The organism is Bartonella sp. B17 (assembly GCF_053795755.1).
In genome coordinates this window covers 1,389,334-1,405,924 of record NZ_CP200032.1, presented here as the reverse complement: position 1 = coordinate 1,405,924, position 16,591 = coordinate 1,389,334, and the positions used below count along the sequence as shown (strand labels likewise).

Here is a 16,591-nt window from a genome sequence, read left to right as displayed (position 1 = left end):
ATGCCGACTTTTACAACACATCGGCAAATTGCCTATACTGTAAATGAAATGTTTGATCTTGTCTCAGATATTGAACGTTATCCTGAATTTTTACCGATGTGTGAGGCACTAACAATACATTCTCGAAAAAAACATGAGGAAAAAACATTGCTTATCGCTGATATGACAGTTGGCTATAAGGTTATCAGAGAGACTTTTACGACTCAAGTATTTCTTCAGCCGAAGGAAAATCTCATAGAAGTTAAATATATTGATGGTCCATTTAAATATCTTGAAAATCGTTGGGCATTTCATAACGTTGAAAATAAAAATGCATGCAATGTAGAGTTTTTTATTGATTATGAATTTAAAAGCAAAATGCTTGGAATAGTGATGGGCTCAATGTTTGATGTTGCATTCCATAAATTTACCGATGCTTTTGAAATGCGTGCTCATCAAATTTATGGCTCTTCAGTAACATAGTTTACTTAGTTAATTTTGTTGCATAATAAGTATTACGTTTCATAATTTGCGCTGTTATGCTCGTACTATTTATTTATTGGAATACAAATGTTAATATTTTATTCTGAAATATTAGGCTTATTTTTGAGCCATTACTGTGTAGCGCAATAATAGCCTACTGATAAATCAGGAATGACTTTTTAAGAAACTATTCAAAAATCGAAAATAGTGATTTTGAAAAATGAAATCTAGAAATCAGATTTGAAGAATATTATTGAAGAGATACCAAGATCATTTTGAAAGCATTTTGAACAGTTGCATAACGGATAGCATTGCGACTAAGATTTCTAAAGTGCATCTCTGTGTGTATAGTTTCGTGATTTTTATAAGCGACTGCGAAATGCACAAGTCCGACAGGCTTATTGGAACATGTTGTCCTTGGGCCTGCAATTCCCGTTACAGAGACTGCAATTTCAGCTTGTGAATATTTTAGTCCACCTTCTGCCATTGCAATGGCAACTTCTTTTGAAACTGCACCATATGTTTTTATAAGCTTAGCACATACGCCAACAAGGCGCGTCTTAGATTCATTTGAATAAACAACAAATCCACAATCAAATACATCGGATGATCCTGCAATACTAGTGAGATTTGCAGCAATAAGACCCCCTGTGCAAGATTCAACGGTTGTTAAAAGAAAACCTTTTTTACGACAAGCTGCAAGGACTGCATATGCTTGCTCTTTACAAAAATATGTCATTCGGAAATGCCTCTTGAATAAAGGACAGTAGCAGACGCAAGAGCAGCAATGCCTTCTCCACGACCAATGAATCCGAGTCTCTCATTTGTTGTTGCCTTTATAGAGATTCGATCTGGCGAAATTGCGAGTATATTCATAAGATTTGTTGTCATTGCATGACGATAAGGACCAATTTGGGGACTTTCAGTTATCAGTGTGATATCAATATTAGTAATGCGACCGTCTGCTTGTTTAATAATATCAAGAGCATAACGTAAAAAAATTTCTGATGATGCATTTTTCCATTTAGGATCAGAGGGGGGAAAATGTGTGCCAATGTCTCCTATACCTCGAGTAGCAAGAAGGGCATCTGTTAAAGCATGAAGAGCAACATCAGCATCTGAATGCCCCTTTAACTTTTTATGAAAGGGAATTTTTATACCACATAGTGTAACAGAGGTTCCTTCTTCAAAAGAATGAACATCATAGCCATTTCCGGTACGGATATCAGGGAATATTTGCATTTTTTTTTGGAGGTACAAGTGTGCACTATTAAAATCTTCGTTCCATGTAATTTTTATATTGTTAGGATCTCCAAGAATGGTATGCATGGGGATACCAAACCATTCGGCAATTGCTGAATCATCAGTGAATTTTTCTTTGCAAGTTTGTTTTGCTTCTTCATGGGCGGTTAAAATGAGTTCAAATGGAAAACACTGTGGAGTTTGTGCAGTGTAAACATTAGTGCGTGAGATTGTTTCTACAACATGATGTGTTTGATTGATGCGTTTAAGAGTATCAGAGACGGCAAGAACAGGAAGAACACCTTCTTGGTGATTTATGGTGGTATGGATTTTATCAAGAAGTTTCTTTTCGACAAAGGGGCGTGCACCATCATGGATATGAACGTATTGAGGTTTAATATTTTTAAGTGCATGAAGCCCATATAAAGTGGATATTTGACGTGTATCTCCTCCTTCAACAATGATGAGATGCTCTTTAAAACCACCTATAGCTTGATCACAGATTTTGTGATCTTCTGGATGAATGACTAAGACGATTTTTGTAATTTCTGGATGCTGTAGAAAACAACGTACAGTATGACAAATAACCGGCTCTTGTCCTAAAAGTCGGTATTGTTTTGGAATTTTTTGTGAAGATTTTGCTCTCTCACCGCGTCCTGCGGCTAATATTATAGTTGCAATAGAAATACTAAACTTCCTTTCATATTATTTCAGCGAATTGTTTTGTGGTCATCAATTTTAAATTGACTTCGAAAGGATGGCTTTTGTAGATCAGCAAGAGAGGTTACTGATAATACATCAAAAAAAGCATTTAGTGCCTTTTTAAGTGCGGTATTTAAATTACAAAAATCTACCAATGGACAGTTAGGTTCTTTAGTATCAAAACATTCTGCCATGGAAAAGTTATCTTCTGTTACTTTCACAATGTCTGCTACTGAAATTTCTTCTGCAGGTTTTGCTAATTTAATACCACCATTACGTCCCCGTACTGTTTGTACAAAACCCGCTTTAACAAGTGGCTGAAGGAGTTTAAACAAAAAAAGCTCAGAAATGGCATGTGCCTTGGCAATTTCTGGAATACGATTTAAAGATTCTTGATTATCTGCACAATACATGAGCATTCGGAGGGAATAATTCGTTTGTTTGGTTAATCGCATTTTACCTCCTATATTAAAGTATCACTGAATGCACTTTACTTTAAAAGTATTTTTAAAAACTTTAAAAGTATTTTGAGAAGTATAAAAATTCTTTCTTTATTTATTAAATGGCTGCATTTAAAACGTAGTACTGGTATTGTCAATTTTTATCGCAAGGGGTTATATGAGGACAGTGGAATAGAATAACGTAAGCTAATTATGAATACAATATCCATGACGAATCTTCAAAACAAAGATAAAAATACGTATGACGATGGACAATATCGCTTAAGTAAGGCGTATACATTTTTAGGTATTACAATTATTGTATTAGCTTTGTTAACGGCTTCGGTTTCATTTATCATTCTTATCGGATTAACTCCTGTTGTTCCCAGTAGAGTTGTAACACTTATCCTTATAGGGATTAATAGTGTTTGGGTTTTGGGACTTGCCATCATTGTTCTTTATGAAATGATCCCAATTATTCGTGCGTGGCGGTCAAGACGTGCTGGATCACGTCTACATGTGCGCCTTATTTCACTATTTACACTTGTTGCAACGGTGCCAGCTGTTTCTGTAGCTCTTGTATCGGGTCCTGCGCTTAATTTAGGACTTGACCGATGGTTTGATACAACAACAAAACAAATTGTGGGCTCTTCTATCGATTTGGCAAATGCTTATGCAGATGAAATGCTTCAAAATTTAAAAAATTTATCCTATACTATGGCATTTGCACTTGATAATAAAAAACTTTTAGAGCGCAATCCAGCTGAATATCGGATGCAATTGACACGCCATGCGGCAGGACGCAATTTGCGTGGTGCATTTTTGTTAAGCTCGAGCGGGACTGTTTTTATGTCGAGTGATCTTGGTGATGAGAATGAACTGCCTATTCCACCATCCAACCTTATCGAACGGGCAACTAGAACGAATCCTTTCTCTTTTCAACCAGGGGTTCATGATTATTTTGGCATTATTTTGATGTTTACCAACATCCCAAATACATTTTTGTATTTGGTTCGTGATATTGATAAAGATGTTTTAGCTGCTTTACGTTTAACAGAGGTCAATACAGATCGTTATCGTGATTTAAATGAAAACCGTTTGCCAACGCAAATTGCATTTGGCATGCTTTATCTATGTCTTTTTTTTAGTTTATTTTTATCGGCTATTTGGGCCGGTATTGCTGTTGCTGAACGCTTGGTGCGTCCTATTCGTCTTCTCATTAATGCAGCTGATGATGTTGCATCTGGAAATATGGATATCTTTGTGCCAGTACGCGCAAGGGATGGAGATATTGGACAGTTATCAAAAACTTTCAATTACATGGTAAGTGAACTAAAGAGCCGGCGTAATGAATTGATAGCGGTTCGTGATCAAATTGATGAAAGGCGACGTTTTTCTGAAGCTGTTTTGTCTGGTGTAACAGCAGGTGTGGCTGGAATCGATGATAATGGTTACATTACAATTATCAATCGGTCTATTGAAGCAATGTTTGGCATTCGTTCTGAACAGGTTATTGGGCATAATCTTTTGTCATTAAGTGGTGAAATTTGGCAAGTTTTTAAGCTTGCACGCTCATTAGGCCGTAAAAATTATCGTGAGCAAGTTACTTTAAGTGTTGCTGGACAAGAACGTGTTTGCAATGTGCAAATTACAATGGAAGAAAATGATGGGCATGGACAATCTTGGGTTTTAACGATCGATGATATTACAGACCTTGTTGAGGCACAACGTTCATCAGCTTGGGCAGATATAGCACGCCGTATTGCACACGAAATTAAAAATCCGCTAACACCTATTCAGTTATCTGCTGAACGTATTCGTAAACGTTATGCCAAAGCTATTATACAGGACAGAGAGGTTTTTGAGCGGTGTATTGAGACGATTATTCGGCAGGTTGGAGATATTGGGCGCATGGTTGATGAGTTTTCTTCTTTTGCACGTATGCCTAAACCGCGAATGCGCATTTTAGATATTCGTGAACTCTTACATGAAGCATGTTTCTTGATAGAAGTTTCCCGACATGATATTTATTTTGAACAAGATTTAGGAAATGTACCGCTTATAGGTGCGTTTGATAATCGTCTTATTGTTCAGGCTTTTTGCAATGTTATCAAAAATGCAAGCGAGTCTATTGACGCAATACGAGAAGAGAGTGTTCGCGGTCATATTTTGATTCGTTCTTATCGCCAAGAAGGCTTCTTGGTTGTGGATGTTATTGATAATGGTAAAGGTCTTCCAAAAGAACAACGGCAAAAATTACTAGAACCTTATATAACAACGCGAGAAAAGGGGACGGGGCTCGGATTAGCTATTGTACGAAAAGTAATTGAAGATCATGGTGGTTATATGGAATTACATGATGCACCGAAAAATTTTTATGAAGGTCGTGGCGCGATGATCCGTTTAGTATTTTCAGCATATGTGGTTGAGCAAGGTAGCATTGCACAAGTCACAGATTATAAAATAGGGGAATAAGATGGTATCAGATATTTTAATTGTTGATGATGAAGCGGATATTCGTGAGCTTGTTGCTGGTATTTTAGATGATGAAGGCTATGAAACACGTGTTGCGTGTAATTCTGATGAAGCACTAGCGCAAATTAGTGAACGTATTCCTAAGTTAATTTTTTTGGATGTTTGGTTACAAGGAAGTTGTCTAGACGGGTTAGCGTTACTTGATGAAATCAAAATGCGATATCCCTCTCTTCCAGTGGTTATGATTTCTGGTCATGGTAATATTGAAACAGCAGTTTCTGCTATAAAACGAGGTGCATATGATTTTATTGAGAAACCTTTTAAAGCTGATAGGCTTGTATTGGTTGCTGAACGAACTCTTGAAAATTCAAAATTAAAACGTGAACTTTTAGAATTACGCAAACGTTCAAGTGAGACACCAGAATTGCTTGGCACATCATCTGCTATGAAAAATTTGCGTCAAATCATAGAAAAAGTAGCACCAACCAATAGCCGTATTATGATTACTGGTCCTTCAGGTGCTGGTAAAGAGATGGTGGCGCGTACTATTCATGCGCTTTCGGCGCGTTCAAATGGACCATTTGTTGCAATAAATGCAGCAACGATTACTCCAGAAAGAATGGAAATCGAATTGTTTGGAAATGAAATGGAGGGAGGAGAACGCAAGATAGGTGCATTAGAAGAAGCTCATGGAGGAACCTTATATCTTGATGAAGTTGCTGATATGTCACGTGAGACGCAAGGTAAGATGCTCCGAGTTTTGACGGGTCAGACATTTGAAAGAGTTGGTGGTACAAAGCGTGTTAAAGTGGATGTCCGTGTAATTTCTTCAACAGCGCAAAATCTTGAAAATCTTATTGCTGACGGATGTTTTAGAGAAGATCTTTTTCATCGTCTTTCTGTTGTTCCTGTTGCAGTTCCACCACTTTCTGCGCGTCGTGAGGATATTCCAGAGCTTGTGCGCCATTTTGTTAAAGTAATATCTCAGCAGGTTGGTATTAAGCCGCGCGAAATCAGTGATGATGTTATAGCTATTTTGCAAACGCATGCTTGGCCAGGTAATGTAAGACAGTTACGCAACAATATTGAGCGTCTTCTTATTCTTGTACGTGATGGTGATGATCCAATAACAGCACAGTTGCTTCCTCCAGAAATGAGTGATTCTTTACCTCGCCTTCAAATGGATGCAGATGAAAATATAATGGATTTGCCGTTGCGTGAAGCACGAGAATTATTTGAAAAGAAGTATTTAGTAGCGCAAATTGGGCGCTTGGGTGGAAATATATCGCGTACAGCTGAGTTTATCGGCATGGAACGTTCTGCCTTGCATCGTAAACTTAAGGCGCTCGGAGTTTAGTAAGTTATGCGTGTTATTATTTGTGGAGCAGGACAGGTCGGTTATGGAATAGCAGAACGTCTTGCTGCTGAAAATCATGATGTTACCGTTATTGATATTGAAGCGAGATTAGTTGAAAAAATTAGTGAGACATTGGATGTTAGAAGTTTTATTGGCCACGGTTCACATCCTGAAGTACTTTTAGCTGCAGGCGCAGATAAAGCTGATATGTTGATTGCGGTGACTTTGTTGGATGAAGTCAATATGGTGGCTTGTCAGGTGGCGCACTCATTGTTTAATATTCCAACAAAAATAGCGCGTATTCGTTCACAATCTTATTTAGAATCGTATTATAAAATTCTTTTTTCCAGAGAAAATATACCCATTGATATGGTTATTTCGCCAGAAGTTGAAGTTGGTGAAATGGTTTTGCGTCGTATTGCTTTACCTGGTGCAATAGATGTTCTTTATTTTTGCAATGATGATATTGTTGCGTTAGCCTTAGAGTGTATGGAAGATTGTCCAGTTATTAATACTCCTTTGCGTCAGTTAACAGAGCTTTTTCCAGATCTTTGCACAACGGTTACTGCTATAAAACGTGGATCAGAATTATTGATTGCTCACTCAGAGACACAATTACGTGTTGGGGATGTGACCTATCTTGTTGCAGCCCGTGATCAGATGCGCCGTGCGGTTGGACTTTTTGGTCATAAAGAACAGGATGCGCATCGCATGATTATTGCAGGGGGTGGTCATATTGGTCTTTATGTTGCTCAGGCTATTGAACAACGAGTACATAAATCAAAGTTAAAAGTTATAGAATTGCAAAGGGAGAGAGCGTTAACAATTGCCGATCAACTCGAAAAAACGACGGTTTTATACGGTAATGTATTAGATCCAGTGATCCTTCAAGAGGCTAGAATTGGTCAGGCTGATTTAATGATTGCGTTGACTAATCAAGATCAGGTTAATCTTTTAAGTGCTATTATTGCTAAAAGATTGGGTTGTAGAGCTAATATGGTGTTGATTAATAATGTTGCTTACCAAGAATTTAGTCGAGCAGTTGGTGTAGATGCATATCTTAATCCTCATAGTGTTACTATATCAAAAATTTTGCAACAAATGCGCCGTGGGCGTATTCGTGTTGTTCACTCAGTTTTTAATGGTCAGGCAGAGATTATTGAGGCTGAAGTAATGCAAACATCTTCATTGGTTGGTAAAACATTGTCGGAGCTTGACTTGTCAGGTGGTTTAAGGATTGGTGCGATTTATCGTAATAAAACTATAATACAGCTTTCGGCGGATACACGCATTTTATCTGGTGATCGGATAGTCATTTTTGCTCTTGCTGATAGTGTTCGTGATGTTGAACAATTATTTAGAGTAAGTTTAGAATATTTCTAATATATAACTTGTAATCTTGATACATTATCGTAAACAATTAAGATGAATCGAGAAATTTTATTTATCTAATGGTTATAAGAGAGTAAAATATTAAATTTTTCAGTTAGTTATAATGAAATTAATCATGTTTTATTTGTAGTGAAGTGCGTAAATCCGAATTAGTTTTATCAAATTTGATGGTTTGTTTCTTTGGTGTCAAATTCTGTATGGTCAATAGGATAATTGTTCAGTTTTTGGATTTTTTTTCATATTATATTGATAAAATATAGGTAAAGTGATTGATCGGATACAGATATTTACCTAGTTAAGCAATTTCATATAGACATGAATAAAATGTGGTTTGCGAAAAAATGTTCTATAAAAAGAAAGCTTCTACATTTGATTTGCCATCCTATAATCTTATTATAAAGGTTGTTTGATAGTTATGAGGTGGGTAAGAGATCGTTTTTAATTAGCTAAAATGTAAATGTCGTATTTGGAAACTATTTTGATTAAAGAAAAAAAATACTGGTTTTATTGGGAGACTTTGGAATTTAAATATTGGCAATAGTGGTATTGTGTGATTAATCAACTTTATTTTTATAAAATAAAAAAGTTTATTGTTGTTGAATTAAGTAAAAAGTTAAATACAGTTTTTGCGTTGTAGTGTTCGCGAGTTCACGTTTGTTGAGATTTTATATACACAGAAAGGTAAAGATCACTTAAAGATTTCAAAAAGAAAATTTTTATCCGTTGAGCAGTGCTTTATAGTTTTGGTACTTACGATTTGTTTAGGTATGATCGTTATTGTTATTTTAACAAATGGAATTTTAATTTTGTTTAAATAGTTTTGATTGTGGTTTGCATAAGAGAGTCATGTTAGCCTGTGGTTAAAGGCATTGAATGCATAAAAGCGATTATTATATTAGTGAAAGTGAAAATATGAGTGATTCAATGAAAACAGCATTAAGTCTTGTTCCTATGGTGGTTGAACAGACTAATCGTGGCGAGCGGGCTTATGATATTTTTTCTCGTCTTTTAAAAGAGCGGATTATTTTTATTAATGGTCCTGTTGAAGACGGTATGGCGATGCTTGTGTGCGCGCAATTGCTTTTTTTGGAAGCGGAAAATCCTAAGAAAGAAATTAGTATTTATATTAACTCACCAGGTGGTGTAGTGACATCTGGTATGGCAATTTATGACACCATGCAGTTTATTCGTCCTCCTGTTTCTACACTTTGCATGGGACAGGCAGCGTCTATGGGATCATTGCTTTTAACAGCTGGAGCAAAAGGTCACCGTTTTACATTGCCAAATGCACGTATTATGGTACATCAGCCATCAGGTGGTTTTCAAGGTCAGGCTTCAGATATTGAACGGCATGCGCAAGATATCATAAAAATGAAGCAACGTTTAAATGAAATTTATGTTCAACATACAGGTCAAGATTATGAAATTATTGAAAAAACTCTCGATCGTGATCATTTTATGACAGCAGAAGAAGCAAAGCAATTTGGCTTAGTTGATGATGTTATACAATATCGTGCAGAGACTGAAAAAGAAGAAAAAGATTAAGATTTTTTATAAAAAAGAGCTACTTTAAATAAAGAGTTTTGTAAGGATATCGTAAAATAATAGAAAATACCTAAACTATTGTGATGCGCGACGCGTGGTTTTGTATATGTCTTTATAGTTGGTATGATGAAAAACTTCCTTTGAACAGATGAAGTCTTCATATACCGTGGTGAAAGGAAAGTAAAATGAGCAAAATTGGCAATAGCGGGAGCGAATCAAAAAATACTCTCTATTGCTCATTCTGCGGCAAAAGTCAGCATGAAGTGCGTAAGCTCATTGCGGGGCCTACTGTGTTCATTTGTGATGAATGCGTAGAGCTTTGCATGGATATTATTCGTGAAGAAAATAAATCTTCTGGGATTAAGGCACGTGATGGTGTTCCTACTCCACAGGAAATTATAACAGTTCTTGATGATTACGTTATTGGTCAGCGGCATGCAAAGCGCGTTCTTTCTGTTGCTGTCCATAATCACTATAAGCGGCTTGCGCATCAGTCTAAGAGCAATGATATTGAATTGGCAAAATCCAATATTCTTCTTGTTGGTCCAACGGGATGTGGTAAAACATATTTAGCACAGACATTGGCACGTATTATCGATGTACCTTTTACTATGGCTGATGCGACTACGTTGACTGAAGCAGGTTATGTTGGTGAAGATGTTGAAAATATTATTTTGAAACTTCTTCAAGCTGCAGATTACAATGTTGAGCGTGCACAGCGTGGCATTGTGTATATTGATGAGGTTGATAAGATCTCTCGTAAAGCAGATAATCCTTCCATTACAAGAGATGTTTCAGGGGAAGGTGTTCAACAAGCATTATTAAAAATTATGGAAGGGACAATTGCTTCTGTGCCTCCACAGGGGGGGCGTAAACATCCGCAGCAAGAATTTCTTCAGGTTGATACAACAAATATTTTATTTATTTGTGGAGGTGCTTTTGCTGGTTTGGAACGGATTATTTCTGGACGTGGTGAAAAAACTTCTATTGGTTTTGCCGCTACTGTTAAGGCTCCTGATGAGCGTTGTGTAGGTGAGATTTTTCGTGATTTAGAGCCTGAAGATCTTATAAAATTTGGTTTGATACCAGAATTTATTGGTCGCCTTCCTATTGTTGCTACCCTAGAGGATTTGGATGTTAATGCGCTTGTTCAAATTTTATCACAGCCAAAAAATGCGTTGGTGAAGCAATATCAGCGTCTTTTTGAAATGGAAAATGTTGAATTGACATTTCACGAAGATGCTTTACGGGTTATTGCTAAGAAGGCTATTGAACGGAAAACTGGTGCACGCGGTTTACGTTCTATTATGGAAAAAATACTTCTTGAAACTATGTTTGAGTTACCGGCTCTTGAAGGTGTTCAAAAAGTGGTAATTTCAAGTGATGTTGTTGATGGAAAAGCGCGTCCTCTTTACCTATATTCAGAACGTGTGGAAGATAAGGAAAACGTATCAGCATAACATTGTTCGGTATGAAAATAACGAAAATAACAACAGTATCATTAAGAGTGGATGTTTTGGGATATTACAGACATAGAGTATTTGATTTATATGCTTGCAGTTATCATTTCATGCGTTGTAAAAGACTGGAGGATTTTATAAAGGCGGGCTTGTGTAGTGGATAGATCATAGGCTCCAGAAAGGAGAGTTATGCAATATATTGATGAAAAGACGAGTGAGGTAAGAGAAGAGCTTTATGCTGTTTTGCCTCTTCGCGATATTGTTGTCTTCCCGCATATGATTGTGCCGCTTTTTGTGGGACGAGAGAAATCAATTCGTGCCCTTGAGAAGGCGATGGAATCTGATAAACAGATATTGTTGGTTACGCAGAAAAATGCTTCTGATGATGATCCAAAGTCAGAAGATATTTATGATATTGGTACATTTGCTAATGTTCTTCAGTTTTTAAAGCTTCCTGATGGAACCGTAAAGGTTTTGGTTGAAGGAACCGCGCGTGCAAAAATTAATCAATTTACTGAAAATGAAGATTATCATCAAGCTTTTGCAATTATTCCAGAAGAATTTCAGGAAAATATCGTTGAGATTAAAGCTCTTTCTCGCTCTGTGATTGCTTATTTTGAAAATTATGTAAAGCTTAATAAGAAAATCTCTCCTGAAGTTGTCAATGCGATTAGTCAGATCGATGATCCCTCTAAGCTTGCTGATACGATTGCTTCACATTTGGTGACTAAACTTTCAGAAAAACAGGAAATGTTGGCTTTATTGCCTATACGCGATCGTCTTAAACGCATTCTATCCTTCATGGAGGGAGAGATTTCTGTTTTGCAGGTTGAAAAGCGTATCCGTTCGCATGTTAAACGGCAAATGGAAAAGAATCAACGGGAATATTATCTTAATGAACAGATGAAGGCTATTCAGAAGGAGTTAGGAGCGAGTGATGATAGTCGTGATGAATTATCTGAATTAGAAGAACGTATCACAAAGACCAAATTTTCAAAAGAAGCACGTGAAAAGGCTACCGCAGAACTAAAAAAATTACGCAATATGTCTCCTATGTCTGCAGAGGCAACCGTTGTGCGTAATTACCTTGATTGGCTTTTAGCAATACCTTGGGATAAAAAATCAAAAATTAAAAATGATTTGAGTTTTGCTGAAAAAGTTATGGATAACGAGCATTTTGGTCTTGAAAAAGTTAAAGAGCGGATTGTTGAATATTTAGCGGTACAAAGTCGAGCATCAAAAATAAAAGGTCCTATTATTTGTTTGTTAGGGCCTCCAGGTGTCGGAAAAACATCTCTTGCGCGTTCTATTGCGAAAGCGACAGGTCGTGAGTATGTCCGTATATCATTAGGCGGGGTGCGAGATGAAGCGGAAATTCGTGGGCATCGTCGAACTTATATTGGGTCTATGCCTGGTAAAATTATTCAGTCTATGAAAAAGGCTAAGAAGTCTAATCCGCTTTTTTTGCTCGATGAAATTGATAAAATGGGACAAGATTTTCGTGGAGATCCTTCCTCAGCTTTACTAGAAGTACTTGATCCTGAACAGAATGGCACTTTTGTTGATCATTATTTAGAAGTAGAATACGATCTTTCTGATGTCATGTTTGTTGCAACAGCAAATACACTTAATATCCCAGGGCCGTTAATGGATCGAATGGAAATTATTCGTATTGCTGGTTACACTGAACGTGAAAAGGTAGAAATTTTTAAGCGGCATCTTTTACCAAAGGCGTTGAAGGATAATTGTTTATCTAAGAGAGAATTTAGTGTATCCGATGATGCCATAAGGTCAATTATTCAATTTTATACACGTGAAGCAGGTGTCCGTAATCTTGAGCGTGAATTGATGAAAATGGCGCGTAAGTCGGTTACAAAAATTTTTAAGACTCATCAAAAATCCGTAAAGATTACAGAAGATAATATTGGCGATTTTTTAGGTGTTAAGCGTTACCGTTGTAATCAAATTGAAGGCGAAAATCAGATTGGTGTTGTTACTGGGCTTGCATGGACCGAGGTGGGTGGAGAATTGCTGACTATCGAGGGTGTTATGATGCCAGGCAAGGGTAAGATGACGGTTACTGGGAACTTGCGTGATATTATGAAAGAATCAATTTCTGCAGCTGCATCTTATGTGCGCTTTCGTGCGATTGATTTTGGTATTGAGCCGCCGATTTTTGAAAAACGTGATATTCATGTTCATGTTCCAGAAGGTGCTACACCAAAAGATGGACCATCTGCTGGGATTGCAATGGTTACGGCAATTGTTTCGATATTAACAGGGATTGCTGTGCACAAAGATATTGCGATGACTGGAGAGATTACTTTACGCGGACGTGTTTTGCCAATTGGTGGGTTAAAGGAAAAACTTCTTGCAGCTCTTCGGGGAGGAATAAAGAAAGTGCTTATTCCTGAAGAAAATGCAAAAGATTTAATCGATATTCCCGATGATGTAAAAAATAATATGGAAATTATTCCGGTAAATCATGTGAGTGAAGTTCTCAAACATGCTTTGGTTCGTTTTCCTGAAGCGATTGAATGGACAGAACCTCATACTGTGACTGCTACTGTCAAGACAGAGAATGACAATGGAGGAATGCAGATTGCTCATTGATTTAAGTTTGTAGCTGTATTTTTAAAATTGCAGAGACTGTTTCGTATTTTTTGTTTTTTTATTGTGAAAAAAATGAAAAATTCCGTGAATAACTATGATTTTTACTAAGAAAACAGTGTTTTGGATAAAAATAAGACTTCTGTTTGTTGTACTTTTAAATAAACTAATCAATGATTGGTTGGATTATATCACCTGATAATATAGGGAAAGGAAATGTTCAATGAATAAAAGTGAATTAGTTAACTCCGTTGCTGAAAAGGCAGGTATTTCGAAAGCGCAAGCTGGTTCTATGGTTGATGCTTTTATTGCTTCTATAACAGAAGCTTTGGCTTCCGGAGATGATGTTCGTCTTCCAGGTTTTGGTTCTTTTGAAGTTTCTCATCGTGCTGCTACAAAAGGGCGTAATCCTTCAACTGGTGCTGAAATTGAGATTCCTGCGCGTTCAGTACCTAAATTTTCTGCAGGAAAAAGTCTTAAAGAAGCTGTTAATAAAAAGTAATTTAAGTTGCACTAAAAAAACCCGATTTATTGATAAGCGGGTTTTTTCAGAGATGTCTCTATAAATTTTTCAGCGTGTGCTTGCATAAATTTCATGAGTACTTTCAGGAGGGTATTCTAGGGTTTTTATTATATGTTTTGTATGTGAATATGTTTATCTCAGTACTTTATAAACTATTTAGCTGTAGAGAAGAATGTAGATTGTAAATAGGATTTTTGCTTTTACTATGCTTGTGGTGGTAACGGTACTTTTATTTTGGGTTGAGGGGGGGGGATAAATTATGATCAAAGTGCTGATGTTGTGTTAATATTGTTTGTATGGATGTATATTTAGTATATATGTAATGGTTGTTACTATCGCAGTATATTTCACATCGTTATTAGTTTTTTTAAGGTTTGAAGTGTACTTTATATCTCTTTTTTAACACCAACAGAGGTTTTTGAAATTTTTATATTGCTTAATAGGTGCTTCAATATAATTATATTGTATTTAATGTTTGTTGATTAAAAATATCCAGCATTATACTAACATTATAAAAGTTTTAGAGTTCCTTTTGTTATATTACGATATTCAGCTATTAAACAAAAAATGAGCGATATATATTTCATAAAAAAATGAAAGTGACGATTGGTTAGGTGTTTTTTTCTCCATTTGTTAACCATTGAAGACAATCAGTGAGAGCTCTGGTTGTTATAGCTTGTTTTTTTTCTAATTTTTTTTCTTTATTCGATGAGCCTTTTTTTGAGTTATTAATAGAAACAATTGGTGGAAAAAGTCCAAAATTGATATTCATTGGTTGAAACGATCGTCTTTCTGTTTCTTCAATTACGATATGACCACCAGTGATATGGCCTAAAAGAGCTCCAAATGCTGTAGTTGGTGGTGGTAAAGAGGGGCAGTTATGGTTATATTCAGCAGCAGCAAAACGCCCAGCGAGAAGCCCTATTGCGGATGATTCTACATAACCTTCACAACCCGTAATTTGTCCAGCAAAACGCAATTTAGGCCTTTGTTTTAAACGAAGAGTTTTATCAAGAAGCACTGGTGAGTTAAGATAAGTATTGCGGTGAAGCCCACCAAGGCGTGCAAATTCTGCTTTTTCAAGACCGGGAATCATTCTAAAAATGCGAATTTGTTCACCGTATTTCAGTTTTGTTTGAAAACCTACCATATTATAAAGGGTTCCAAGTTTATTGTCTTGACGCAATTGAACAACAGCGTAGCTTTTAATTTCGGGATTGTGAGCATTCGTTAACCCCATGGGTTTCATGGGACCATGTCTTAAGGTTTCAAGTCCGCGCTCAGCCATAACTTCGATTGGCAAGCATCCATCAAAATAGGGTACTTTTTCAAAATCGCGGAATTCTATCTTTTTCGCACTTTTTAATGCTTGAATAAATGCTTCATATTGTCTTTTATCAAGAGGACAATTAATGTAATCTTTTCCTGTTCCTTCAGGGCCGATTTTATCATAACGTGATTGATACCAGCAGATGTCCATATTGATACTTTCAGTATGGATAATAGGCGCGATAGCATCAAAAAAAGAAAGCGCTTCTGTCCCAGTTATTGCTTGTATTGTTTGAGCTAGTGCTGGTGAGGTAAGGGGCCCCGTTGCAATGATAATGTGATGCCAATCTTCAGGAATTTCTTGAATTTCTTCACGTTTTATAGTTATAAGAGGATGACTTTCAAGTGTAGCTGTAACGGTTTTTGAGAATTCATCGCGATCAACTGCAAGTGCACCTCCGGCAGGTACTTTATTAGCATCTGCAGTCTTCATGATCAGGGATTTTGCTAATCGCATTTCTGCATGTAGAAGGCCTACAGCATTTGTTGATGAATCGTCAGAACGAAGCGAATTAGAACAAACGAGTTCTGCAAGCTTATCTGTTTTATGTGCATCATTCTTTTTTTGTGGCCGCATTTCATGCAAAATAACAGGAATCCCTAATTGGGCAATTTGCCAACTTGCTTCACAGCCTGCAAGACCACCACCGATGATATGAATTGGGATATTAAATGTGTTTGACATAATCTGCTTTTAGCGAAAGTTACTCCGTCTGAAAAGCATAGATTTTGTTTTTTTCTTTGTAAGAAAAACGGATATTGAGATTTTTAAATATATTTGTTTGCTTTTTTTCTTTAATTAATGATATAGAAACGCCGCTTACATGAGATTATTGGTTTGTAAAATTGAGCGGATGTGGCGAAATTGGTAGACGCACCAGATTTAGGTTCTGGCGGGAAACCGTGGGGGTTCGAGTCCCTCCATCCGCACCAAAACAAATTTTTTTGATATTACAGATTTCTACGTATTTTGAAATCTGTGTTATAGTGATTTAACGCTTATAGTGTTGAAAATGTTATTATTGTTAGAGTGGGGTTATCCCTCTCCTTTTAA

Annotated in this window: 12 protein-coding genes and 1 tRNA gene; 9 read left to right on the top strand and 4 right to left on the bottom strand. The window is 36.6% G+C overall.

Annotated features, from left to right (window positions below; genetic code table 11):
• A complete protein-coding gene (locus V4B18_RS06290) occupies nucleotides 1-462 on the top strand; it encodes a type II toxin-antitoxin system RatA family toxin (RefSeq protein WP_455475590.1) in 462 nt (153 codons plus the stop codon).
• 250 nt (nucleotides 463-712) lie between these two features.
• Here V4B18_RS06290 and V4B18_RS06285 read toward each other — a convergent pair whose 3' ends face one another.
• Genes V4B18_RS06285 through rirA form a run of 3 tightly spaced genes read right to left on the bottom strand, consistent with a single transcriptional unit; the run spans nucleotide 713 to nucleotide 2,861 of the window.
• The gene (locus V4B18_RS06285) at nucleotides 713-1,201 is read right to left on the bottom strand and encodes a CinA family protein (protein ID WP_455475589.1); all 489 of its coding nucleotides are present in this window, start codon (nucleotides 1,199-1,201) and stop codon (nucleotides 713-715) included.
• A complete protein-coding gene (locus V4B18_RS06280) occupies nucleotides 1,198-2,391 on the bottom strand; it encodes a bifunctional 2-C-methyl-D-erythritol 4-phosphate cytidylyltransferase/2-C-methyl-D-erythritol 2,4-cyclodiphosphate synthase (protein ID WP_455476549.1) in 1,194 nt (397 codons plus the stop codon). The genes V4B18_RS06285 and V4B18_RS06280 overlap by 4 nt, the downstream gene beginning before the upstream one ends.
• 23 nt (nucleotides 2,392-2,414) lie before the next feature.
• Entirely contained in the window at nucleotides 2,415-2,861 is a 447-nt protein-coding gene (gene rirA / locus V4B18_RS06275) for an iron-responsive transcriptional regulator RirA (protein WP_455475588.1), read from the bottom strand.
• Between the two features lie 198 nt (nucleotides 2,862-3,059).
• Between rirA and V4B18_RS06270 the strand changes: the two genes are divergently transcribed.
• From V4B18_RS06270 to V4B18_RS06240, 7 genes are all read left to right on the top strand, one after another.
• On the top strand, nucleotides 3,060-5,321 hold the full coding sequence (locus V4B18_RS06270) for an ATP-binding protein (RefSeq protein ID WP_455475587.1): 2,262 nt from the start codon (nucleotides 3,060-3,062) through the stop codon (nucleotides 5,319-5,321).
• Nucleotide 5,322: 1 nt separating this feature from the next.
• Complete coding sequence (gene ntrX / locus V4B18_RS06265; RefSeq protein WP_455475586.1) at nucleotides 5,323-6,678, top strand: nitrogen assimilation response regulator NtrX; 1,356 nt, start codon at nucleotides 5,323-5,325, stop codon at nucleotides 6,676-6,678.
• Nucleotides 6,679-6,684: 6 nt separating this feature from the next.
• Nucleotides 6,685-8,061, top strand: a complete 1,377-nt coding sequence (gene trkA / locus V4B18_RS06260; RefSeq protein WP_455475585.1) for a Trk system potassium transporter TrkA — start codon at nucleotides 6,685-6,687, stop codon at nucleotides 8,059-8,061.
• A gap of 921 nt (nucleotides 8,062-8,982) precedes the next feature.
• Nucleotides 8,983-9,615: an ATP-dependent Clp endopeptidase proteolytic subunit ClpP gene (clpP, locus tag V4B18_RS06255; protein ID WP_455475584.1), complete on the top strand. Its 633-nt coding sequence runs from the start codon at nucleotides 8,983-8,985 to the stop codon at nucleotides 9,613-9,615.
• Between the two features lie 185 nt (nucleotides 9,616-9,800).
• The gene (gene clpX / locus V4B18_RS06250) at nucleotides 9,801-11,075 is read left to right on the top strand and encodes an ATP-dependent Clp protease ATP-binding subunit ClpX (protein WP_455475583.1); all 1,275 of its coding nucleotides are present in this window, start codon (nucleotides 9,801-9,803) and stop codon (nucleotides 11,073-11,075) included.
• Nucleotides 11,076-11,264: 189 nt separating this feature from the next.
• Nucleotides 11,265-13,688 carry an endopeptidase La gene (lon, locus tag V4B18_RS06245; protein ID WP_455475582.1) on the top strand — a complete coding sequence of 808 codons (2,424 nt, stop codon included), beginning with the start codon at nucleotides 11,265-11,267 and terminating at the stop codon, nucleotides 13,686-13,688.
• 220 nt (nucleotides 13,689-13,908) lie between these two features.
• A complete protein-coding gene (locus V4B18_RS06240) occupies nucleotides 13,909-14,187 on the top strand; it encodes an HU family DNA-binding protein (RefSeq protein ID WP_455475581.1) in 279 nt (92 codons plus the stop codon).
• A 631-nt stretch (nucleotides 14,188-14,818) separates the two neighbouring features.
• Here V4B18_RS06240 and trmFO read toward each other — a convergent pair.
• A complete protein-coding gene (gene trmFO, locus V4B18_RS06235; protein ID WP_455475580.1) occupies nucleotides 14,819-16,222 on the bottom strand; it encodes a methylenetetrahydrofolate--tRNA-(uracil(54)-C(5))-methyltransferase (FADH(2)-oxidizing) TrmFO in 1,404 nt (467 codons plus the stop codon).
• 165 nt (nucleotides 16,223-16,387) lie between these two features.
• Here trmFO and V4B18_RS06230 point away from each other — a divergent pair.
• Nucleotides 16,388-16,470 (top strand) — tRNA-Leu (locus V4B18_RS06230).
• Nucleotides 16,471-16,591: the final 121 nt, after the last annotated feature.